General features: G+C 54.6%; 17 protein-coding genes. 9 read left to right on the forward strand and 8 right to left on the reverse strand.

Translation table 11 applies throughout. The features are described from left to right. Positions 1-22 precede the first annotated feature (22 nt). Both argF and arcC read left to right on the forward strand, forming a co-directional pair. Complete coding sequence (gene argF, locus ACR0AI_RS09835) at positions 23-1,021, forward strand: ornithine carbamoyltransferase (RefSeq protein WP_480673559.1); 999 nt, start codon at positions 23-25, stop codon at positions 1,019-1,021. A gap of 3 nt (positions 1,022-1,024) precedes the next feature. After that, positions 1,025-1,963 (forward strand): carbamate kinase, encoded by a 939-nt coding sequence (arcC, locus tag ACR0AI_RS09840; RefSeq protein ID WP_480673557.1) that lies wholly within the window; start codon positions 1,025-1,027, stop codon positions 1,961-1,963. 1,058 nt (positions 1,964-3,021) lie between these two features. Here arcC and ACR0AI_RS09845 read toward each other — a convergent pair. Continuing rightward, entirely contained in the window at positions 3,022-3,168 is a 147-nt protein-coding gene (locus tag ACR0AI_RS09845) for an Lrp/AsnC family transcriptional regulator (RefSeq protein WP_480673555.1), read from the reverse strand. Positions 3,169-3,409: 241 nt separating this feature from the next. Here ACR0AI_RS09845 and ACR0AI_RS09850 point away from each other — a divergent pair, with 241 nt between their 5' ends. Genes ACR0AI_RS09850 through ACR0AI_RS09860 form a run of 3 tightly spaced genes read left to right on the forward strand, consistent with a single transcriptional unit; the run spans position 3,410 to position 4,881 of the window. Next, entirely contained in the window at positions 3,410-4,048 is a 639-nt protein-coding gene (locus ACR0AI_RS09850) for an alpha/beta fold hydrolase (protein ID WP_480673812.1), read from the forward strand. Then, positions 4,045-4,647, forward strand: a complete 603-nt coding sequence (locus tag ACR0AI_RS09855; protein ID WP_480673553.1) for an RraA family protein — start codon at positions 4,045-4,047, stop codon at positions 4,645-4,647. The genes ACR0AI_RS09850 and ACR0AI_RS09855 overlap by 4 nt, the downstream gene beginning before the upstream one ends. Positions 4,648-4,671: 24 nt before the next feature. Further along, on the forward strand, positions 4,672-4,881 hold the full coding sequence (locus ACR0AI_RS09860; RefSeq protein ID WP_480701310.1) for a cupin domain-containing protein: 210 nt from the start codon (positions 4,672-4,674) through the stop codon (positions 4,879-4,881). Between the two features lie 266 nt (positions 4,882-5,147). On the opposite strand, the gene ACR0AI_RS09865 is transcribed toward ACR0AI_RS09860, so the two are convergent. From ACR0AI_RS09865 to ACR0AI_RS09875, 3 genes are read right to left on the reverse strand one after another with little or no spacing between them, the layout of a single operon-like run. Next, on the reverse strand, positions 5,148-5,663 hold the full coding sequence (locus ACR0AI_RS09865) for a TetR/AcrR family transcriptional regulator (protein ID WP_480673549.1): 516 nt from the start codon (positions 5,661-5,663) through the stop codon (positions 5,148-5,150). Beyond that, on the reverse strand, positions 5,660-6,655 hold the full coding sequence (locus ACR0AI_RS09870) for a flavin monoamine oxidase family protein (RefSeq protein ID WP_480673547.1): 996 nt from the start codon (positions 6,653-6,655) through the stop codon (positions 5,660-5,662). Before ACR0AI_RS09870 ends, ACR0AI_RS09865 begins: the two co-directional genes overlap by 4 nt. Beyond that, entirely contained in the window at positions 6,652-7,323 is a 672-nt protein-coding gene (locus tag ACR0AI_RS09875) for a cupin domain-containing protein (protein ID WP_480673545.1), read from the reverse strand. The genes ACR0AI_RS09870 and ACR0AI_RS09875 overlap by 4 nt, the downstream gene beginning before the upstream one ends. 460 nt (positions 7,324-7,783) lie before the next feature. On the opposite strand from ACR0AI_RS09875, the gene ACR0AI_RS09880 reads away from it, so the two are divergent. After that, positions 7,784-8,017 (forward strand): hypothetical protein, encoded by a 234-nt coding sequence (locus tag ACR0AI_RS09880; RefSeq protein ID WP_480673543.1) that lies wholly within the window; start codon positions 7,784-7,786, stop codon positions 8,015-8,017. A gap of 59 nt (positions 8,018-8,076) precedes the next feature. On the opposite strand, the gene ACR0AI_RS09885 is transcribed toward ACR0AI_RS09880, so the two are convergent. Together ACR0AI_RS09885 and ACR0AI_RS09890 are read right to left on the reverse strand one after the other, a co-directional pair. Beyond that, positions 8,077-9,894: an SLC13 family permease gene (locus ACR0AI_RS09885; RefSeq protein WP_480673542.1), complete on the reverse strand. Its 1,818-nt coding sequence runs from the start codon at positions 9,892-9,894 to the stop codon at positions 8,077-8,079. A 50-nt stretch (positions 9,895-9,944) separates the two neighbouring features. Beyond that, positions 9,945-10,817 (reverse strand): ABC transporter transmembrane domain-containing protein, encoded by an 873-nt coding sequence (locus ACR0AI_RS09890; RefSeq protein ID WP_480673541.1) that lies wholly within the window; start codon positions 10,815-10,817, stop codon positions 9,945-9,947. Positions 10,818-11,213: 396 nt separating this feature from the next. On the opposite strand from ACR0AI_RS09890, the gene ACR0AI_RS09895 reads away from it, so the two are divergent. Together ACR0AI_RS09895 and ACR0AI_RS09900 are read left to right on the forward strand one after the other, a co-directional pair. Continuing rightward, complete coding sequence (locus ACR0AI_RS09895; protein ID WP_480673540.1) at positions 11,214-13,127, forward strand: DUF3604 domain-containing protein; 1,914 nt, start codon at positions 11,214-11,216, stop codon at positions 13,125-13,127. Between the two features lie 402 nt (positions 13,128-13,529). Next, positions 13,530-16,055, forward strand: coding sequence for a cation:proton antiporter (locus ACR0AI_RS09900; protein ID WP_480673539.1), 2,526 nt, complete (start codon positions 13,530-13,532; stop codon positions 16,053-16,055). A gap of 331 nt (positions 16,056-16,386) precedes the next feature. On the opposite strand, the gene ACR0AI_RS09905 is transcribed toward ACR0AI_RS09900, so the two are convergent. Both ACR0AI_RS09905 and ACR0AI_RS09910 read right to left on the reverse strand, forming a co-directional pair. After that, a complete protein-coding gene (locus ACR0AI_RS09905; protein WP_480673538.1) occupies positions 16,387-19,530 on the reverse strand; it encodes an efflux RND transporter permease subunit in 3,144 nt (1,047 codons plus the stop codon). 12 nt (positions 19,531-19,542) lie between these two features. After that, entirely contained in the window at positions 19,543-20,703 is a 1,161-nt protein-coding gene (locus ACR0AI_RS09910; RefSeq protein WP_480673535.1) for an efflux RND transporter periplasmic adaptor subunit, read from the reverse strand. Positions 20,704-20,790: 87 nt separating this feature from the next. On the opposite strand from ACR0AI_RS09910, the gene ACR0AI_RS09915 reads away from it, so the two are divergent. Then, positions 20,791-21,432 carry a TetR/AcrR family transcriptional regulator gene (locus ACR0AI_RS09915; protein WP_480673533.1) on the forward strand — a complete coding sequence of 214 codons (642 nt, stop codon included), beginning with the start codon at positions 20,791-20,793 and terminating at the stop codon, positions 21,430-21,432. Positions 21,433-21,532 lie beyond the last annotated feature (100 nt).

A 21,532-nucleotide genomic window follows, 5' to 3' on the forward strand; every position in this document is an offset into this window, starting at 1 on the left:
ATTTTTGTTAGGGAGAGATAAAATGGCATTCAATCTCAAAGGCCGTAGCTATCTGAAAATTGCCGATTTCAGCCAGCGTGAAATGCTGTATCTGCTGGATCTGGCCCGCGACCTGAAGCGCGCGAAATACGCCCGCGCCGAGCAGCCGTCGCTGACCGGCAAGAACATCTGCCTGATCTTCGAGAAAACCTCGACACGCACCCGCTGCGCATTTGAAGTGGCCGCCTACGATCAGGGCGCGAATATCACTTATCTTGATCCGTCGGGCTCACAGATCGGGCATAAGGAGTCGATGAAAGACACCGCCCGTGTTCTGGGACGTATGTTCGACGGAATTGAATTCCGCGGTGCGGGTCAGGACATGGTCGAGACACTGTCAGACTATGCCGGCGTCCCGGTCTATAACGGCCTGACGGATGATTGGCATCCCACCCAGATGCTCGCAGACATGCAAACCATGATCGAGCATGCAGACAAGCCCCGCAAGGACATCGTCTACGCCTATTCGGGTGATTGCCGATCGAACATGGGCAATTCGCTTTTGATGCTGGGCGCGATCATGGGTTGCGATGTTCGAATGATCTCGCCAAAAGAAACACAGCCCCATGACGATGTACGAGAATTGGCGATGGAGCGGGCCGAAAAGACGGGCGCACGTGTGACCATCACGGACGATACGACTGCTGTCGAAGGCGCGGACTTCATTCATACCGACGTCTGGGTGTCAATGGGTGAGCCAAAAGAGGTTTGGGCCGAGCGGATCAAATTGCTGAGCCCCTATCAGGTCAACATGGATCTGATGAAGAAAACGGGCAACCCGAGCGTCAAGTTCATGCACTGTCTGCCAGCCTTCCACAATCTGGAGACCAAAGTTGGTCAGGACATTCACGAACAGTTTGGCATCACCGAGATGGAAGTGACCGAGGAGGTTTTCGAAAGCGATATGAACATTGCGTTCGAACAAGCAGAAAACCGGATGCACACCATCAAGGCGATCCTCGTCGCCACACTGGGGAGCTGATCCATGGGACGTGTTGTTGTAGCACTCGGCGGCAACGCGCTTCTCAAACGGGGTGAGGCTATGACGGCAGACAATCAGCGCAAAAACGCAAAGATTGCTGCCGAAGCCCTTGCTCCGCTTTGCGAAGCGCATGAAACCGTCATCACCCACGGGAACGGTCCGCAGGTCGGAATGCTGGCCCTGCAAGAGATCATGTACACCGATGTCGAGGAATACCCACTGGACGTCCTCGTCGGCGAGACAATGGGCATGATCGGCTACATGATCGAGCAGGAGCTTGGGAACATTCTCCCTTTCGAGCATCATATTGCCACCCTGCTGACCATGATCGAGGTCGACCCGAGCGACCCGGCCTTCGACAACCCGACCAAGTTCATCGGGCAGGTTTATTCTGAAGCGGACGCCAAGAAAGAAGCGGTTGAAAAGGGCTGGACAGTAAAACCGGACGGCGAGTACTGGCGGCGCGTGGTGCCCTCGCCCCGCCCAAAACGTATCTTTCAGGTCGAGCCGATCCGTTGGATCCTTGAGAAAGGCGCAACTGTGATCGCTGCTGGCGGAGGCGGCATTCCCACGATGTACCAGGCAGGAGCTGAACGGAAACTGGTTGGAGTCGAAGCCGTCATCGACAAGGATTTCGCGTCCTGTTTGCTGGCACAGAATCTTGGCGCAGACTTCTTTGTTGTTGCAACGGACGCCGAGGCTGTGTTCCTCAATTGGGGAACGCCTGAACAAACGGGTATTCGATCGATCACTCCTGATGCGTTGGATGAATATGATTTTCCTGCAGGATCAATGGGCCCTAAGGTACAAGCCGCGCAAGACTTCGCGCGATCTTCGGGCGGTCGAGCGATCATATGCGCACTTGCTGATGTCCCTGCTGCCGTTCGTGGTGAAAAAGGAACTACGGTCTCGTTGGAAGCCGGGCAAACACAGTTTCACTAGGCTCGAAAAATAGGTAGTTCATCGTCGTGCCTTCTATGGGACGCTCCGGTGGGCAATGCGCGCTGCCAATCACGGGATCGCGCGTACGGGTTGCCACGTCACAAATTTCGACTGTCTCTCTAAAATTCTAGTGGGCGGAATGCTGGCTAGGCGCGAAGCAGATACTCTGCCAAGATAACGTGGTGACTATAGTGCGGGGCTCGGCAAACTATATAAATTAATAGCCATAAGTACTTTTTGCTTTGCTGGCGGATGAGTACTTAGACGCTGACGTCGCGAAACGAGCAATAGGCACTAAGCCGACCATCGAGCAAAAAATGGTTGATCCGTCGCGCAATCGTGACGCCGTCAGAATGGAACCCTAGGCACCAAATCGGTTTCGTCTGGAATTAGATTATTGCCAAACTTTGCAAGGATATTTTTTCGGCAATACACCATATCGCAAAACCGCGATTCCGTTGAAATTTAAAAAGTTATCAAATTAGTAAATCTTGCATGAAGGCCGACCGCGTTGTCAGCGAAGAAGGCATCAGGCACTGAGCTACGAAAATCTAGAATGCAACTTTTGCGATCTGTTGCATGAAAAAAAGTTCGAAGGGCAACCAATAGCCCGTGGGAGCTCTCATTCACTATCGATGCTCGCCGTATAGTTGTCTGCATCGAGCCCAAACTCACCAAGCTGCTGCGATGCTGCGAATGGCAGACTCATAGAACATAGAAGCTATCGGACGACATCGGCAATTGAGCGTCAAATCTCGTGACCCGCCATACATGGTCGCTCCATTACCGCGCTCAATTCGATTGTTGTGCGCACGCGGGTCACAGACTACACTGGGTTAACTTGGGTTTCTATGATTTCGTTCAACTCATCCATCTCCGAGGCGCGTGTCGTAAGAAGATGGCAAACATCGCCTGCGATCTTGTGCAATTCTTCAAGCCGGTCACGTGGGACAAGGCGGAAGCGGTATCAAACCCTGGACTTGGCTTGGCATCGGTTACGAAGACAAAGGCAAGGAGCTGCTTGCCGTGGGTCTCAGGGTTCAGTCGGACTTCGTACCCTAGATAACACCGTCGCTTTCTAAACGGAGCACACGTTCCGATATTGCCGAGGGTGCCAACCCAACCCGAGGCGCGATATCGGCATTCGAGAGCGCAGCATCACCCAGAAGGTGTGACAGTATCTCTTTGTCTTTAGCATCGATCATGCTCTGCTCTTACCTTATGCTAGCGAAGCATCTATCGATATGAATGATCGTAGTCGAAACGTCGTTTTGGATTTCGGCGTGGACTCAGGAACGCTTAATCTTGTCATTGAAGATATACCGGAGCGCCTCGCCTTTCTGAATCGTGGCGGGACGAAAATGCCCCTGGTTTGCTAGCATGGGTTCGGCTCCACCAAAGAAGACTATGCCGATCTGGTGACGCTCTGAATTCAGCGACCACCCTATAGTCTTCTGGGATGCGTCGGGCTGCGGCGTGTCCCACGTCGCGGACCCAAGTGCGTTTTCGATCCCGTTTCTGGTGCAAGTCGCGCTCGCAGCCTGCGATGCTCTTAGCCTTGAGGGGTTTCAACTGTCCGGGCATTCGATGGGCGGGCTCACACCGATAGTTTTTGCCCATGACCACCAAGGTCGCGTAGTGAGCTTTGTCGATATCGAAGGAAATATCGCACCTGAAGACTGCTTTCTATCACGGCAAACTATCGAACACCCGGCAAACTCTAACGCTGATTTTGTAGTAGGATGTATCAACCCAGTGCGGCAGCGCGCGGAATACGGTTCTTTCCTCTATACAACCTCCCTGCCATTAAAGGTGAGTGAAACAATCTGTGAGCCAATTTTTCGATCAATAGTGGAGCTGTTGGATGATGCTCCGTTTATGGAGGTGTTCACCGGGCAGCGTTGTCCGAGATATTTCATTTTTGGCGAGCAAAACCGACGCTTATCCTTTCTGGGATATCTCCTTATGGCAAGTGTCGAGTTCATACAGATCCCGCATGCAGGACACTTTCCAATGTACTCAATTCCACCCGCGCGATGGGCCGCGATGGCAAACTTTCTGGAAAAGCACGATTTGCAGCCATGACCCCTTCTGATTTCGCCACCTATCCAAGGGATAATTTGTGCAATACCGGCCCGCGTGTGCGTGCCCTTGCCCCCGTTGTCACACCCCTCATCCCCGGGATGCGTATTGCGGGCTTTGCGCACACGGAGCGGATAACCCCGGGCGAGAACAGCGCCATCCAACGCGCTTTTCATAACGCGCAAGCTGGGGATTTACTCGTCGTAAGTGGCGGCGACTCGATGCGTTTCGAACCCTTCAGTGATCTTCTTGCTGTTGGCTGCATTGCCAAAGGGATGGTTGGGGCCGTTTTCGACTGTACGATCCGGGACAGCGCCGATATCGCGGCTTTGGGCTTCCAGGTGTTTTATCGCGGATTTCATCCCGAGGCGACAGCCAAGACCGAGCCAGGCGAACCGGATATCGCAGTTGTTGTTGGTGGCGTGGAAGTTTGCCCCGGCGACATCGTGGTCGGCGACGATGACGGCGTCGTGCTCTTGCCCCGCGATGTCGCCGCAGAAGTGTTGGCGAAAGTTGCCCGCATGGCTGCGCGCGAAGAGACAATACGCGCGCGTATCCACTCAGGAGAAATAACGTTAGACATCTTCGAACTCGCACAATGACATCTATTGAAGTCGGAGGATGCCTTGGATAGCTCTCACCCATTTTTCAGTTTTTCCGACCTTAGCGAGGGAATCGCGCTCACCCTGGCTGAAGGTATCAAAACCCGGGCGTTTCTTGGAGAACAGGCCATCTTGTCGGTCTTTAACTTCGCCCCGAACAGCGAAGGCTCGATCCATCCGCACCCCGTTGAGCAATGGGGCGTGCTGCTGAAGGGAAGCGGGATCCGAATTTAGGATGGTGTAGACGTTACCGTTGGTGCGGCTGACTTCTGGCGCAAACCCGGCGGTGTCGATCATGGATCCAGGACGGGACCTTACGGCGCGAAAATACTAGATGTTTTTTGCGCTGCCACGGGAGGCCTAGCGCACCTCCGGTTTAGGATTTGAAGCCTAGGCTATTTTACTCGACGAAAAACGCCGCATTTAGTGCAGAAGTTGGTTCCACCGCAGCGTAAAAGGGCTTCGTTCGCGATAAGGACGTTCGAAGATACCGCGGCGAATTACGGAATTGAACCCAAAGGGGACGTTGCTTTTTCGAAGACGTCAGGGTCACCCTGCAAAGTCGCAAGTAGTGCAGCGCCTTCCAGCGTTGCGAGCAGTGCTAGTGCGTCAGAAAGCGGATCGTCGCTGTCCAGAAATGCGCTAACAAGCCGATCAACTAATGCTGCAAAGAACGTTTTTGCCGCCTCCGCGACCGGTTCAGGCAGACCTCCGCTTTCAGCTGCGAGCAGTCCACAAAGGCACATCTTTCCGTCCTGGCGCAAGCTTTCCGCGAAAAGCTCGCGTAGGCGCGTGACACGCGCATGAGACGGGCATTCATCCAAAGCGTCCAGGAAACGGGACGTGTAATTTCTGGCCAGTCGAGCGACCAAATCAGCCTTGGTCGGGAAGTAATGATGTACGCCTGCGCTAGTCAGCCCTGCGTCGCGCGCAATGTCTCGGAACGAAAAGCCGTTGTAGCCGCCAGTGCGGACCCGCGCCTCGGCGGCGACGAGGATTTTCTCTTCTGATGTCATACCATCACCCTCGACAATTCCTTCCGCGCTGCATCCATGGCTTCAAGAGCGCCTTCGAGGAAACCACCGTGCGACGGTGCGGTTTCAGTTCCTGCAAAAAGCACCCTCTGAGTAGGAGTGAGTGTACTATACATAGGATGGGCGTTAAGCGGCTTTAGGTCGGCAGAGGTGGCGGTAGCCATGTCGGCGCTCCAATCCTTGACGACTACACCGCGCGGCTCGGCTGCTTCGGGGCCAAACAGGCGAACCAGTTGCGCCACCGCTTGCGCTTCGAACCCGGATTTTCGGGCCGTGCCGGGCATTGCAAAGCCGAACAAAGCACCCTCGGCGCCGTCCATGGGTGACGCGTCATGGATTTCAGCCAGCGGACCTTGATGAGAGATTGCGTCACCATTCAGGCCCGCGTCGCGCCAGAATGGGTTGTCGTAAAGAGCAACGAGTTTGGCGTGCCCGGCCATCCATGTTGGAACATCCGGAACGACCACACCCATCTGTGCAGCGAGGCGCGGGGGCAACGCCAAAACAACGAAGTTTGCGCGCAATGAAAACCCGTTTCCGCTCAAGGTCACGAATTCGTCTTCTTCGATCACATGCCGAACTTCGTGGCTAAGGCACAGCGTATCAACAACCTTTTGGGCGAGAGCGTCGGTTATCTGAGCGAGTCCGCCTGAAACGCGAAGCGCGTCACCCATGGGGGCGAAATCGAAGTCACGACACACATTGCCCTGAGCATCCTCGAACGCCAATCGTCCATCGCTGTATTGTGGAAATGTTCGCAGCCCAAGCTTGTCTACGAGGGCCAGCATGCGGTGGTTGTGCGGCCAAATCCAAGCAGGGCCGAGATCATAGCCGCTCTGTGAGAGAATGCGACCGCCTACGCGGTCGCGCGCCTCCAGCAAAAGCACGTCGCGCCCTTCAAGCTTCAGCGCATGCGCCAAAGCGAGGCCGGACAACCCTGCGCCGACGATGGCAATCTCTGCGTTTGGCTTCATGTCGCGCTCTCTGCGACGTGACTAAGATGGCCAGTCTTGATCCAGACTCGCGCCCCGTTAGCGCCAGCAGTCGCCTCGAAACTCGCCCCGACGGGTAGGCGCAACCAATCCCAGCGGGACAGGGTATCGCCACCCTCGTTCAGGCTCCCATCAATCACAAAGACCTCAAGCCCGCCTGAGGCATGTAGAGAGCGCACAGTACCTGCATCCCAGTGTTCCATCGCTACAGTTTCACGTACATCTGTGTGAAGGGGCAACCTGGAAACACCATCTGCTGCTTCAATCCAGCTTGCCTTGCCGCTGTCGATCTGGACCTGATTGCGGTCGCTAGCGTCGAATTGGTGGAGCTTTACCAGAATTGTCGCGCCGTCCTGTGCGGCAGGTGTATGAGACGAGGTCGGTGGGTTCCGCACGTAGGAACCAGTTGGAAAATCACCGTCCTCGTCCTGAAATGTACCGTCGAGCACCAGGTATTCTTCGCCTCCGTCATGCGTATGGGCAGAGAAAGCGCTGCCAGGCGCGAAACGTACGATGGTGGTGGCGCGAGCAACTTCCTCTCCAATTCGGTCAAGCATCTTGCGCTCAACTCCGGGCATAGGGGATGGGACCCAATCGTTCTCTTCAAAATGTACAAGGGTACGTTCCTCAAAGTCGGCGTTCACGCGCATGGTTTGGTCTCCTTCCATTGTCACTGTACTTGTGCAAATTGATTTTACTTACCTACTGATAGGTAAGTTATTTCTCGACGTCACTATCGCAACAGTGATCACACGTTCGTGAAGCTTTGGTTGAAACGGCGCGAATGACGAATTTGTCCTCGCAATTGACATTTTTTATTGATTCTGAAAATCCAGAAGGTGCGGGATGTGCATAGTGGTTTCTCCGATCGACCGCACCCCGCAGAAGATCTAAGTTTAACCAAACAAGAATTCGCGAATTGCCGAGTTGCGATCTCAGTCGCTCTGCGTTGTTTCTGGTGCCGCAGGTGCGACACGCGTGGGTCCGTCATAGCGCGTAAACAAGTAGAACAACAACACAACGAATACCAAAGCGGCGAAAACGACCACTCCAGACACTCCTAAGAGAGGAGCACGATGGCGTGAACCTTTGTTGTCGGGATCAGTGTTGTTGGCAGACATTGTATCTCTGGCCTCCAATGTGATCACCGACACTATCATTTTCAGTGCCTACAAACAAATTGACCGTCAAAAGAGCCCTCTACCCAGCTTTGCGCCGAATGGCAGATCATCAGCGGCAAATGGCATTTTTTACAAACTTTTGTGCCGTTACATTCTTGGTATGGAGTTTATTATCGGCGCAATAGTTACCGTCTTTCTTGTGGTTTGGGGAGCCATGTTTTGATGGCAGGCACCAGGCCGCAATCGCAATGAAGACGACGACCAATAGCTTTGTCGATCACTTTAATACGGAAACAGTATCGGCGCGATTGTCACGGCGGCTATTCCGGTCAGTATGGTCAGCGGTACACCAAGTTTTAGAAAATCGGAAAAACTGTAGCCTCCAGGTGCAACAACCAAGGTGACCACGGGCGTTGAAATGGGTGTAGAAAAGGAAGCAGACGCAGCAATCAACACGCACAGCGCCACCGGATAGGGTGAAATTCCAAGTGCCTCAGCCGCAGAAATCGCAATGGGCGCCACGAGTACTGCGGACGCTGTATTGGAAAGAACCAAACCCAGCAAAGCGGTCAACACGAAGATGGCAGACATTACCGCTCGCGGGCTGGCATCGCCGACAAGGTACAGCAACTGATCGACAATTATGTCGGATCCACCAGTAACTTGCAGAGCGTCCGCCAAGGGTAGCATCCCTGCAATAAGAACGAGGCTTGGAAGCTTGACGGCGCGATAGGCGTCCTCGGCAGATAGGGTGCGAAATACAACTGCTGCAACGGCGGCTATCAGTACCGCGGCGGTGATCGAAACAAGCTCAAACAATGTGGCTGCGATCATTGCGGACATAATAAATATCGCGGCCCAGAACCCTGAGGCCGCAGTTGGTATGGATTGCCGTTCCTGTGGAAATGACAGCAGAACGAGCGAGTCGTGCCGTTTGACGGCCCGGTCCAACGCGTCCCAAGGTCCGGCGATCAGTAGCCGATCGCCGGATTGCAACGTTGTCTCCGATACATCCTCGAAAGGTTCGCCATCTCTGACCAACGCGACGGTCTCGACGTCGTTCGCCTCTATGCCGAGTCCATTGCTCACAGGTTTGCCAATCAAAGGGGACTCTGGATGAACCAAAACATCGGAAAACCCGATCTCATCAATCCATGCCTCGATCATATTTGCAGGGTCGATGCGCTCAGAGAAATAAGATCGCTGCACGAGGGTTTTTAGTATCTCCTCCGGGCCGCGCACTAAGATGCGATCCCCGCGTAGCAACTCCATCCCAGTGCGGAACATCGCAGGGATGAGCCTACCTTTTGCATCTAACCGCAGCCGGATCACTATATTGGCCTCGGCTCCGATCATCGCGGCGACGTCTTCCGCAGGAACTTTCTTGGCGACCACAAGAGTCTCAGACAGCTTATGGAGATCAAAAGACTGCCACATCCCGGCAAGGGTTGTCCCGGTCGTCGTCAAGTCCTCTTCCTGGGCTTCCGAGGCTGACCGAAGACGATGCCGGCCCCAAAAAAGGATGAAAACAACGGAAACCAAAAGAACGAGTGCGCCGATCAAGAAAAAGGAAAACAGACCCAAAGGCTGATAGCCCTGAGCAACCAGTTCATCGCTGACGACCAAGTTTGGCGGTGTAGCGATTAGCGTCAGCATGCCGCTGATCAAAGCGGCATAAGACATCGGCATCAGAAGCCGCGCCTTGTCGTTTCCGGTCTGTTGGGAAATTCGCAGAATGATTGGAATAAAAATAGCGACAACTGCCGTCGAACTCATGACGCTTCCCAAAAGGGCGGTGCTAACCATTATCAGGATCAGAAGATTAGCCTCCCGGCTGCCACCGTAGCGCATGATTGCGTCACCAACCGCGCGTGCCACACCGGTTCTGTCCAGCATTTCCCCCAGCACCAGAAGGCACGCCACAAGGATAACCACGCTGTTTCCGAAGCCCGAGAGGCTTTCCCCGATTGTCAGCGTACCGCTCAAGGCAAGTGCGATGACCACTATCAAGGCGACAAAGTCATAGCGAACCCGATTGCTTGCCATCAGCACGCCAGCGACGGCAATCAATACAAAGACAAAACCGGCCTCATTGGTCATTGCCATACCCCCCTTTGAAACAACAGATCGGCAATCCGACCTTGCAGTACTCAACTGGTCGCGTCAGCCATATCTACGCCCGCTTCTCGCAGCAGTTCAAATTTCACAGCTGTTGCGCTGACCTGTCGATAAAAGGCAATTAGTTGACGCGTCGGCCCTTGAAGACGAGCCAAGCCAACAGTCGCTGCGACAACCGTGCCTACGTCTGTATTCCCCTCCAGAACTTGCCAGCCGCCCACAACAAGAACCCCTACTGTCCCGGCTCCGTTAATGGCGCTGAGTACAAATTTCGAAGAAAGCTTCCAAACGAAAATCCGGGAACGCGTATCGTAGATCTCGTCAAATTTAGGTGCGATTTCTACGGCCGAGCGATCCGGATCAACAAGCCAGTTGGTGGCTTTTCGCAATGTGTGAACCCTGTCTGATACAAGGGAGTTTACGCGTGCCTGAACGAGAAGAACGATAAACACCTGAGGGATAATCATACCGATTGCAATCAACCCCAGAGAGGGTTGATTGGCCGCAATATACCCGACAATCACAACTAGGGTTCCGGCCTGTACAATGGGTTCAGACAGAGCGCTACCAGAGAACTTTCCAACTTGTTCGGCTTCGGCCGACACCATTGTGGCCTTGGCACCATAGGCAACTTTCTTGGCCTCTGCGGGGGTTTCGCGCGACAGATTGCAAATGCGCTTGCGCAGTTTACGGATCATGTCTTCGCCCAGAACGCTCGATAGGTAACCCAGCACCCATTTCAGCGCGAGGCTCAGGATGATCACTCCACCCATTGCAACGCCGAGCCACAGCAATCCTGCGGGGCTAATGTTCTTTTCGGTCAGACCGTTCACGATTTCCTTTTGATAGTTCAGAGGAAACGCCGCTAGAGCGGCAATAGCCAGCGACAGCAGGATGTTGACCACCTGACGCTGTCCCGTTGTTCTCCAAATGGATCTATAAAATTCAATCACTTCACGTTCCCCTAACTTTCTTGCGGCACCCGTGCTGAACGATGCAGGTGTTGTAAACGCACTGTAACACTCAATTCCATTCGCATAAAAAGATGCGTTACCAATCAGCGGGCGCGACGAATTTCGAGCCCGCGAATTCTTGGAAGATCAACCGCTTAATCTTGAATTGTGAGTATAGAGAAGGTCACTGATCCCCAGCTCTGACCTCGCGCAGCCGTGTCAACTGATGTGCAAGATCACCACCCCCAAGCGCGGATCCCGGAGCGCGCACGTCTCCCACCCGTATATTTGATTTTTTGCATATTTCTTCATACAGTGCGGCTTTAGTTTTCTGTCTGGGGGGCAGTCATGAGAACTCGATTTGAATCCAAGTTTTTGTTGCATGCTACAACCGCCTTAGCGCTTTCACTGGGGACGCAGGCAGTTGGTTTCGAAGGCGAAGTACCCCCAGATGAGGTGGTCCCTGAGCAAACCTACTCCCCTTTTGTTGACCGATCTTATCCCGATCAGGTTCTCTTCGGTGATCTTCACTTCCACACGGAAATCTCGTTCGACGCCGGGCTTGTTGGGACTTCGTTGAACATCCATGACGCATTTCACGTGGCGCGAGGGGAGAGAGTAACCTCAAACACCGGGCAGCCTGTTCAACTCATTAGGCCCCTCGATTTCCTCGCCATCACCGAACACGCGGAAATGTTGGGGCTTGCCACCGCTATTCGCGCGTCAGACCCTCGACTATTGGCCGATGACTGGGGCCGCTTGACCTATGAAAGGTTCAATTCCGGGCAGGAAGGTCGGATGGAGGCGTTTGCCGACATTATCGAAATTGCATCAATCGAGGGCAGGGACCCGACGGCTGGCTTGGGTTTGGACGGCGACCTCTGGCAACAGATCGTGGAAACCGTAGACGATTACTACGAACCCGGTGTTTTCACCTCGCTGGCAGGGTACGAGTGGACGTCGACGCCACGAGGCGACAACCTTCACCGTGTCGTGATCTTTGGGGATGGCGCCGACAAGACCAGTCGCACTCGTCCGTTTACCTTCTTTGAAAGCGAAGACCCCGAACCGTTGTGGGATTATCTGGCCGCCTATGAAGAAGAGACCGGCGGAAGCGCCGTTTCTGTTCCGCATAACGGAAACATTTCCAACGGTATAATGTTCGCACCTACAAAGTTTGACGGTTCACCTATGGACGCGGAATACGCTGCCAAGCGCATTCGTTGGGAGCCTATGCACGAAGTAACCCAGATCAAGGGTGACGAGGAGACACACCCCTACTTGTCACCCGATGATGAGTTCGCGGATTTCGAAACCTGGGACGTTGCGAATATCTCTGGAACCGTTGCTAAGAAACCTGAAATGCTTCGCTATGAATATGGGCGCTCCGCTTTGAAGGTTGGACTTGAGGTTCAGCGAGACACAGGCGTTAACCCGTTCAAGTTCGGCTTCTACGGTACGACGGACACGCACACCGCGCTCCCGACCACGCGGGAGGATAACTACTTTGGTAAGTACCAGCACACAGAGCCTTCGGCGAACCGTCACAACTTCGATGTAATCCCTGCCGAAGATCCGGCATTGCGTATCATTACGGCCCAAGAGTCGGCTGCGGGTCTAACGGCTGTATGGGCACGTGAAAACACGCGCGAAGAAGTCCACGGTGCGATCAAGCGCAAGGAAGCCTACGCTACAACCGGGCCGAGAATGCGGGTCCGCGTCTTTGGCGGCTGGGGTTTCGATGCCGACGATCTGTACGCCTCGGATTTTGTGTCCAATGGATATCAGAGCGGCGTGCCAATGGGCGGTGACTTGAAGAACGCGCCTGATGGGGTATCTCCCGGCTTCCTGATCCGTGCGCTGCGCGACCCGGATGGCGCGAACCTCGACCGTGTCCAAATCATCAAAGGCTGGATTGATGAAAGTGGCGAAACTCATGAGCGGATTTTTGACGTGGCCGTCTCCGATGGACGAGAAATTGGAGAGGATGGTCGCGCCCGCGAACCAGTGGGCTCGACGGTAGACATTGAAAACGCGACATACAGCAACTCAATCGGCTCCGTGGAACTCGCCGCGTATTGGCAAGACCCAGATTTTGATCCGGACAACAATGCGTTTTACTACGTGAGAGTGATCGAAATTCCAAAGCCACGTTGGACGACTATTGACGCAGCATTCTATAATATCCCGTTGCCTGAAGCTGTCCCAGCAGAAGTCCAAGACCGTGCTTACACGTCACCGATATGGTACAACGCCGAATAGTTGACTTAGTTTACATGGCAAGACCATTCATTGTCAGCTTAGACCGCCAGGGGTGTTGTTGGGAATCATCCCTTTTGGGTGAGATGCCCACATTTCGCGAGTGCGCCCGCCTCTCGATTTGGTGGATGGAACAAACGTCTGGTCTGATGAACGAAGCGTAGTCGTATTTGAACCTGTAGCCATAACCGCTGTCGGCACTACGCTGTGCTTTGCAAAGCGTGGTGGTCGACGTATTCCAGCATTTCACTTGCAGGAGCTGATATCAAAGAGCGACCTGCCATTGTAAGCATTCGTTGCAACTGCACGATGTGGATGTTTTTGAGCTACCATATTGATTCCAAAAAGCCGATCCGGTTGGAAGGGCGAATTCCCTTAATTCGAGTTCTCAGATAATACGTACTGATGGATATTGTCGTCACTACGACCATCATCACTGCTCTTTTTGTTGTAATCGGCGTGGCGGAGCCACTGGCCGCTCGATTGGGTTTACCCTTCAGCGTTATTCTCGCCGTCTTGGGCATAGTGATCGGACTTGGCGCTACGTTCTTTCTCAACACTGACTTGACGGATGCACTGAACCCGGGAGCGCAGGCGATTATAGATTTGCCGATCCGGTCAGACGTCTTCCTGTATGTTTTCCTGCCAACGTTGCTCTTCCAGGCGACACTTGGCATGAACCTGCGCAGGATGCTGGATGACTGGATGCCCATCCTGATGATGGCCGTTGTGGCCGTGATTGTGGCTACCCTCTCTATTGGCTATGCGCTCAGTTGGGTAAGTGCCTTACCGTTGGTCGCCTGTCTGTTGATTGGTGCTATCGTATCTACAACGGATCCCTCGGCGGTTGTCAGCATTTTTAGGTCAATCTCCGCACCACGCAGGTTGTCGCGAATAATCGAGGGTGAAAGCCTCCTGAACGATGCTGCCGCGATTGCTCTTTTCGGGCTATTCATGAGCTTTGTGATGCTCGGGAGACCCGATCCGTCACTAAGTGACGCCGTGGGGCAGTTTCCGCTGTTGATCGTTGGCGGAGCACTCACTGGTTGGCTTATGGCGCGTTTGGCGGTTTGGATGATGGCTTTCGTAGACCGTTGGGAGAAGGCGCAAATTTCAATTTCTGTCGCGCTGCCGTACCTCGCCTATATCGTTGCGGAACAAAGCGTCGGGGCTTCGGGTGTTATCGCAGTGGTGGTCACAGGACTAACGCTCAACCTCACCGGCCCTGGTCGTTTGTCGCCAATCGCTTGGACAAATCTGCAAGAAGTATGGGATCTCCTGGCGCACTGGGCCGGAGCGCTGATCTTTATTCTTGCAGCATTGTTGATACCGCGACTTTTGGAAGGGGTGCAGCCGTCTGACTTTGGCCTTCTGGCAGTGGTAGTTCTTGCTGCAACACTGGCGCGGGCGGCGGTTTTGTTCGGCTTGTTGCCCTTGCTCACGACAATCGGTCTGTCGCCAGTTGTGGAACGCCCCTATCGCACCGCAATGCTTTGGGGTGGGCTCCGGGGCGCTGTGACTTTGGCATTGGCACTGGCAGTCACCGAAAGCACTCAAGTACCGCTCGAAACCAAGCGTCTGGTCGGCATTTTGGCCACTGGCTTTACTCTGTTCACACTGATTGTCCAAGGGACAACCTTGCGAACGATGATCACAAAGCTAGGGCTCGACAAGCTCACTCCGCTTGATACAGCATTGTCGCGCCAGGTGGTCGCGGTCGCCTTGCAATCAGTCCGCGAGGATGTGTCCCGCACCGCGGAAAACTATGACCTGACCCACCAAATTGTAAGAAACGAAGCCAAACAATTTAGCGAACGCCTCGACGAGGCTGTAAAGGCCGCCGAGGACAGCGCGGAGATCCTTGATCGCGACCGGATCACGCTTGGCCTTATTGCGTTGGCCGGTGCAGAGCGGGATTCAGTTTTGGCCCGAATGCGAGAGCGCACCATGTCATCCGTTCTCAGCGAAAAAATTCTGTCAGACGCGGATCGGCTCATTGAAGGCGCAAGGACCGGTGGTCGGATCGGCTATCAGCGCGCGTCCAATCGATCTGTCGTCTATGGCAAGTCTTTTCGGATCGCTGTGTTCCTGCACAACCGCCTACGAATCTCGTTTCTGCTCACTCGTATAACAGCGGACAGGTTCGAAAGACTGCTCATGCAACGCCTGATCCTTCGGGATCTCGATGGGTTTGTCCGTGGTCGCATACGCCGGATCCACGGTCGCCGGGTCGCGGAGCTGCTAGACGACCTGTTAGACCGCCGATCCGAGGCGGTTGAAACAGCGCTTGAAGGATTGCGGCTCCAATATCCAGGCTATGCGGAAAAGCTGGAGCGGCGGTTCATCCGAAGGACAGCATTGCGACTGGAGGAGCGAGAATACTCGGTCATGCGCGAGGATGGCCTGGTAGGCGAAGAGCTCTATTCAGTGTTGATGCAGGAAGTGGCGGCACGACGTGCTTTGTCCGAAGGGCGTCCTGTACTGGACATCGCCTTGAAGGGGCGGGATCTGGTCAGGCAGTTTCCACTATTCTCTGATCTCGACAAAGCTTCACTGCGAAAACTCAGTAGAGCGCTGCGTACCCGCTATGCCAACGCGGGCGACACGATCCTTTCCAAAGATGAATTGACCCGGAGTGTGTTTTTCATCGCGTCTGGAGCAGTCGAAGTGGAGTTCGGCAGACATACCACACGGTTAGGTCGTGGCGAAATGTTTGGGCAATTGGCCATGCTAATGAAACGGCCCCGTCGCGTGAACGTGCGGGTGTTGGCACCTTCGACATTGCTTGTACTCGACGAAGCACGTTTCCGGAGATTGCTCCGGCGGAGCAAAGCGATGCGGAACTCCGTCAAGATAAGCGCCAGCAAACGCATGATCGACCCTGCGGTGTTGGACCTGGACGAGCATGATAGTTTACCTGATCAAGGATAGCTGCAATGAAAGCTCATCACTTTTAAAGGAACTGCTACAACAGTTTTGTCATTTCACAGAAGCGTAATGACCATTTGGTCCGGGTGCGGGCAATGCTTTGCGCTGAGTGGACGGCGGCTCTGTCCGCAGCGCGGTCGTTCAAGCAGTGTGTCGTGAACTGCTGCTTCGATCTCAAATCAACCGATGTTGCTTAGCGCAACAGTGTTGGCGATGCGCAGAAACCAAACGTTGCAAGCTCAGGCGTGTGGCCGAAATTTGACTTGAGCTTTGCTTCAAACAAAAACGGTGTTTGAAACAAAAACCAATTCGCAAGCAGAAGTAGTCTCAATCCTCATTCTGCCACAAGCGCGACAGTTGCTTCTCGAGGCTGGTAAGTTTGGTTCTTTGCCTCAAGCGGTTTGTCGAGCTTGCCACGATACACCAACGCGAAAACGGGCGGCGTAAAATAGAATGATACGACGGTCGACAACAGCACCCCTCCGGCGATGGCCACGGCGAATGGCGGCCAAAATGCTCCTCCAGCTATGATCAGGGGTAGGAAGCCGCCAAAGGTTGTGATCGTGGTCGAGATGATGTGCCGACTTGAACCAGTCACAACGCGCGCCATGGCCGCTCGGTCGCCTTGGCTTGCGTCAACGTCTTGTTGCAACCCGGTTAGAATTATGATCGCCGCGTTGATCGAAACTCCAATCGAGCCGATAACTCCGATGATCGCCGTTATTCCGAACGGGAATTGCATAACTGCCAGCGATAGCATCGAAAGGCCTGCCGACAAAACGCACACGACTAAGGTCACGAGCGTCAGTCGGAATGAGTTAAAGGTCAGAACGATGGTCGCGATGGAGAGTGTGACAATCAAACCGACAGAGGCAAGCAGATTGCCCACGGTGTTGGATCGGGCATCACTGTCGCCGCCCAAGGACATCGAATAGCCTTGCGGCAACACAAATCCGGACGCTTCAAGCGCTTCTAAAACGTCCTGCAACGCCTCTTCGGGTAAAACACCGGGGACGATAAACGCCTGTATGGTGTTTTCGCGCACGCCGTCCGTTCGGGTTATTACGCTCTCCGCAGGTTCGATCACCGGTCTGGCGAGTTCCGACAACGGCACAGCAGGGAAAACACTAGTGGCGGATATGGCGGCAGCATTGGGCAGCAGGATGGGCATACTGACAATGGCGCTTAGGTCTGATCGCACCTCGTTACCCAGACGAACACGCACCGGCAACTGTTCAGTCCCTTCGATCAGTGATCCACCAGTGACGCCAACAAGCGCCGTGTCCAGCTGACCAGCTATATCCGCCACGTCCAGTCCCAGCAGACGGGCTTTGACCTCATCAATCTCGAACCGGATTTGAGGATTGCCGCCGTTCACGCTGGCGCGCGCCTGCGTCACAAGGTCGAGATTGGCCATAACTGAACGCACCTCGTCGCCCAGATCGCGCAAAACCGTGATGTCCTGCCCCTGAATTTTGACTTCAACTGGTGCGTCGACCGGAGGGCCCTGCACGAGACTACGAACGATGATCTGCGCGTCAGGAAAGTCGGTGTCCAAACGACCTTGCAAGGCTCCGACAAGGCGGGCTGCGTCATCGGCTGTGTCGGTCGTGATCATGGCCTGTGCAAAACCGGGCTCGCGTGAACGGTTGCCAACGATGTTGTAGTAGAATGCCGGGCCGGATTCTCCGACCGTCCAATAGACACTTTTGACGCCGTCATCAGTCAGCAGCATCTCATCGATCTGGCGGGCGGTTGCTTCGGTGGTGGCAATTGATGTTCCACCCGGCATGTCGACTTCGATATAGAATTGGTTTCGGTCGACGCCCGGGAAGAATTGCGCGGTTAGCGTTGGAAAGGCCGCAAAGCCAAGCACGGGCAAAACCATTGCCAACGCGATGGAGCGCACCGGATTAGTGACTGACAATCGAATTGAGGCCTCGAACATTCGAGCAAGCGGCGGGATGCTGATACCGCGGCTTAGCATTCCTGCGTCGGGGCGGTCGGAAAGTACCCAGCCCGCAATCGCAGGGGTCACCGTCAAGGCCACAACCAGGGACCAGACAAGCATAAGCACCACGGCTATGGCGATGGCACCGACAAAGTCGCCGGCGGGGCCAGGCAGCAAGATCATCGGCGTGAAGGCGAGCGCCGTTGTTACAGTCGACGCCAGCAGAGGCGCAGCCAACCGGCGAACAGCATCTCGCACGGCTGAAAGTCGCTCCATCCCATCCTGCAGACGGCGTCGAATTTCATCGGTCATCACGATGGCTGCGTCAACGAGCAGACCTAGCGCAACAATCAGGCCCGTCACGGACATCTGGTGAATTGGCAATCCAATCATGTTCATGGTCGCCAGAGTTGCCAATGAAACAACCGGCAATACCAAAGCCACAATCGCGGCCGCCCGAACGCCCAAAGTAACAAACAGAACAGCCACGACCAGAGCCACGCCAATGGCCATGTTGATCCCAACCTCTGACAAACGATCCGTCGTGTACTTACTTTGATCAAACAGCAGTATTTCCTGCATGCCCAAAGGTACCGATGCCGAGCCAGCCTCAAGCTCATCGCGAAGAAAACCTGTCCAACGGTCGATCTGTACACCGTCCTGCGCCAGAACCCCTACCAAAACAGAGGGCTTACCGTTGGCAAACGCGATCGAGGACTGCGGTTCGCGTGCGCCCCGGTCGACGCTGGCAATATCTCCGAGCTGCACCACGGCACCGTCTGCGTTTTCACGCAGGACGATGCTTCGAATGCGATCCAAACTCTCAATTTCTCCGCTGACGCCTATAGTCAGGTCGACATCGGATTGCAGCCGCCCAGACTGAACCTTCCCATCTGCTTCGGCGATCCGCTGGGAAATCTCGGTGGCGCCAAGCCCAAGCGCAGCGGCCTTGTCCATATCGACACTTACGAGCACCTCTTCTTCCGGCTGACCGAAATAGTCGACGGCTCGTGTCGCAGGTATCGCGCGCAGTCTGTCACCCAATGCTTCGGCATGACGAGACAGCAAAGTAAACGGGAAGTCGGGGTCCTCGGCCGCGACTGCAATGACAGCGGAATAGGCAGCAATACCCTCGGCATCGAATTCCGGTGGCAATACACCTGCCGGAAAGTTCTGGCGCGCATCTTCGACGGCGTCCCGAGCCTCGGCCCAAACCTGCTCAATGGTGGCTTCGTCTAGCGTTTCCAGCAATTCTACCGAAACGACAGATACGCCCGAACGGGAGACTGAACTGATCTCATCCACCTCGGCGATCTTTCGCAGCTCTTCTTCGATTTCTGCGGTCACTAGTGCTTCAACCCGTTCTGGGTCTGCACCCGGGAACTGTGTCGTTACAGTCGCGAAGAGGTTGGTGATAGTGGGGTCTTCCTGCCGCCCCAGCGAAAGAAACGAAGACAGCCCTGCAGATACAAGCACCAAAATGATCAGGGCAACCAGCCGGGGGTGGCGAAAGGTAAGGGTTTCCATCAGATCGCTCCGTTACTCGCCAGTATTGAAGGAGACGCGCTGACCAACGCTGACCCGCTGCGGCCCCTGATCGATCAGGACGGTGCCTTCCGGAAACGCGCCACGCACAAAGACGCGGTCATCTTCGGCATGCAGCACTTCGACCGTCGCCAGGCGCACAGTTTTTTGCGCGTCGGCAACCAGCAGTGTCCATTGCCCGCGTGTTCCTTCCTTCAGCGATGTTGTGGGCACCCAGGTTCCCGCACTTTGGACAGGATTGAGTACATGCACACGTGCGGTTTGTCCGAAAGCAACGTCGGGAGCGTTTTTCAGATCGAACAGCGCAGTGCGGGTTCGGGTCACCGGGTCAATATCGGGTCGCAAGGTTGCAAGCTCAGCCTGGTAGCTTTTAGCTGATATTTCGATCTCAACATCAGTCAGAAGCGCCGGATCAACATCGAGAGGAATACCGATCCGAACCTGCGGCGACACGACCTCGACCATTCCCAAAACCAGCTCGCCCGAGCGCAGAGTTTCACCTCCGTCCACATGTCGAGCGGTTATTTGACCGGCAAATGGGGCCTCGATACTGGATTTCTCGATCCGAACGGTCACATCGCGCAAGGCCGCATCCAGTTCGCCAATTCTGGACAACAATTCATCTTGCTGAGAAACGGCCTCGTCCAAACGGGCTTGACTGGTAAAGCCTTGTTCAATGAGTTTCGCGTTTCGCTCGACCGTTTTTCTTGCAAATTCAAGCTGGGCTGCAATGGCATCACGTGATGCTGTCAGACGGTCGCGTTCGACCTCCAGCAGTGCGATGTCCAGTGTCGCAAGAAGTTGACCCTTGGCAACCTCGTCACCCTCATCCACCAGAATTTGATCCAGCGTCCCGTTCAGTTCGAAAGAGATATCTGCCGAACGCTGAGGTTCGACCTGCCCGATGAACACACGGTCGACTGTGTAGACGCTCTCGGACGTGATCGGCGTCACGGAAACCGGTGTAACAGCGGCGGCATCCGGTGCGGGCACCGCCTCCGCTCGACGCGTGAGTTCGGATGCACCAAAGTGAACAGCGGCCGCTGCGACGGCGATAAAACTGACGGTCACTCCCAGACGCACAGTGCCGCGTAACACACGTGCAAATAGGCTCGGTTTGGTCGCTTCAGAAGTTGAATATGCAGGATTCGGCATTTGGGGACCTCATCAAGTTAGTGTCTCTAACATATGTTAGAAGTTCTCACTTTGACAAGAGATACGTGATCTGGCACATGTTGGATCATGAGCAGCACCGAAAAAAATCATCAGACAAGCAGTCAAACGGCGGGTCTTTCCGTCAGCAAGAAAGCCTATCATCACGGCGATCTCCGTGCTGCACTGATCGAAGCAACCCGACAGTTGGTCGAAGAAAAAGGTCCGGACAGTTTTTCCGTATCCGAGGCCTGCAGACGCGCGGGCGTGTCAACCGCGGCACCTTACAAGCACTTCAAAGACAAGACAGAAATGCTGGTCGCCACTGTCCTTGAGGGAATGGAGCGGCACAGAGACAATATGCTTGCTGCGCTGGAAGGCGTTCCTGAAGGATCTCCCGAGCGCATCACTGCCATAGGGATGGAGTATATTGCCTTCGCGTTAAATGAGCCCGGTATCTTCAGATTGAAATTTGGCGGCTTCACAGACCGCATCGCGGATCCCCGACTGGAGGAAGGCGGCCAGCAAAGCTTCGGGATTCTTTTGGCTGAGGTAGCAAAATGTCTCGGTGAACCGGGAATCACAAACGAAGTTCGCCGCCGTGGTTTTTTGTTGTGGAGTTTCGTGCACGGGCTGTCCTTCATTCTGCATGACAAAGGGCTTGCCGAGAAAGGCGAAGAGTTCGATCTTCATACCCTTCTCGAGGACGTTTCGGAAAGAATGTTGAGTTAAGCGCTCTCGTGCCAAATCAAACGCGACTGAGCTTTGATGGCGGGAAAACTAAAACGGTAGATCGCCAACGCCAATACGATTGCTTGGGTTCAAACAAAGG

The organism is Ruegeria sp. BG3 (assembly GCF_056538485.1).

Coding starts and splice junctions, on each gene's coding strand:
- ACR0AI_RS09870 (WP_480673547.1), bottom strand. CDS start 6,655: ATGAAGCCAAACGCAGAGATTGCCATCGTCGGCGCAGGGTTGTCCGGC.
- ACR0AI_RS09865 (WP_480673549.1), bottom strand. CDS start 5,663: ATGACATCAGAAGAGAAAATCCTCGTCGCCGCCGAGGCGCGGGTCCGC.
- ACR0AI_RS09845 (WP_480673555.1), bottom strand. CDS start 3,168: ATGATCGATGCTAAAGACAAAGAGATACTGTCACACCTTCTGGGTGAT.
- ACR0AI_RS09895 (WP_480673540.1), top strand. CDS start 11,214: ATGAGAACTCGATTTGAATCCAAGTTTTTGTTGCATGCTACAACCGCC.
- ACR0AI_RS09875 (WP_480673545.1), bottom strand. CDS start 7,323: ATGCGCGTGAACGCCGACTTTGAGGAACGTACCCTTGTACATTTTGAA.
- ACR0AI_RS09910 (WP_480673535.1), bottom strand. CDS start 20,703: ATGCCGAATCCTGCATATTCAACTTCTGAAGCGACCAAACCGAGCCTA.
- ACR0AI_RS09885 (WP_480673542.1), bottom strand. CDS start 9,894: ATGACCAATGAGGCCGGTTTTGTCTTTGTATTGATTGCCGTCGCTGGC.
- arcC (WP_480673557.1), top strand. CDS start 1,025: ATGGGACGTGTTGTTGTAGCACTCGGCGGCAACGCGCTTCTCAAACGG.
- ACR0AI_RS09900 (WP_480673539.1), top strand. CDS start 13,530: ATGGATATTGTCGTCACTACGACCATCATCACTGCTCTTTTTGTTGTA.
- argF (WP_480673559.1), top strand. CDS start 23: ATGGCATTCAATCTCAAAGGCCGTAGCTATCTGAAAATTGCCGATTTC.
- ACR0AI_RS09905 (WP_480673538.1), bottom strand. CDS start 19,530: ATGGAAACCCTTACCTTTCGCCACCCCCGGCTGGTTGCCCTGATCATT.
- ACR0AI_RS09855 (WP_480673553.1), top strand. CDS start 4,045: ATGACCCCTTCTGATTTCGCCACCTATCCAAGGGATAATTTGTGCAAT.
- ACR0AI_RS09915 (WP_480673533.1), top strand. CDS start 20,791: ATGAGCAGCACCGAAAAAAATCATCAGACAAGCAGTCAAACGGCGGGT.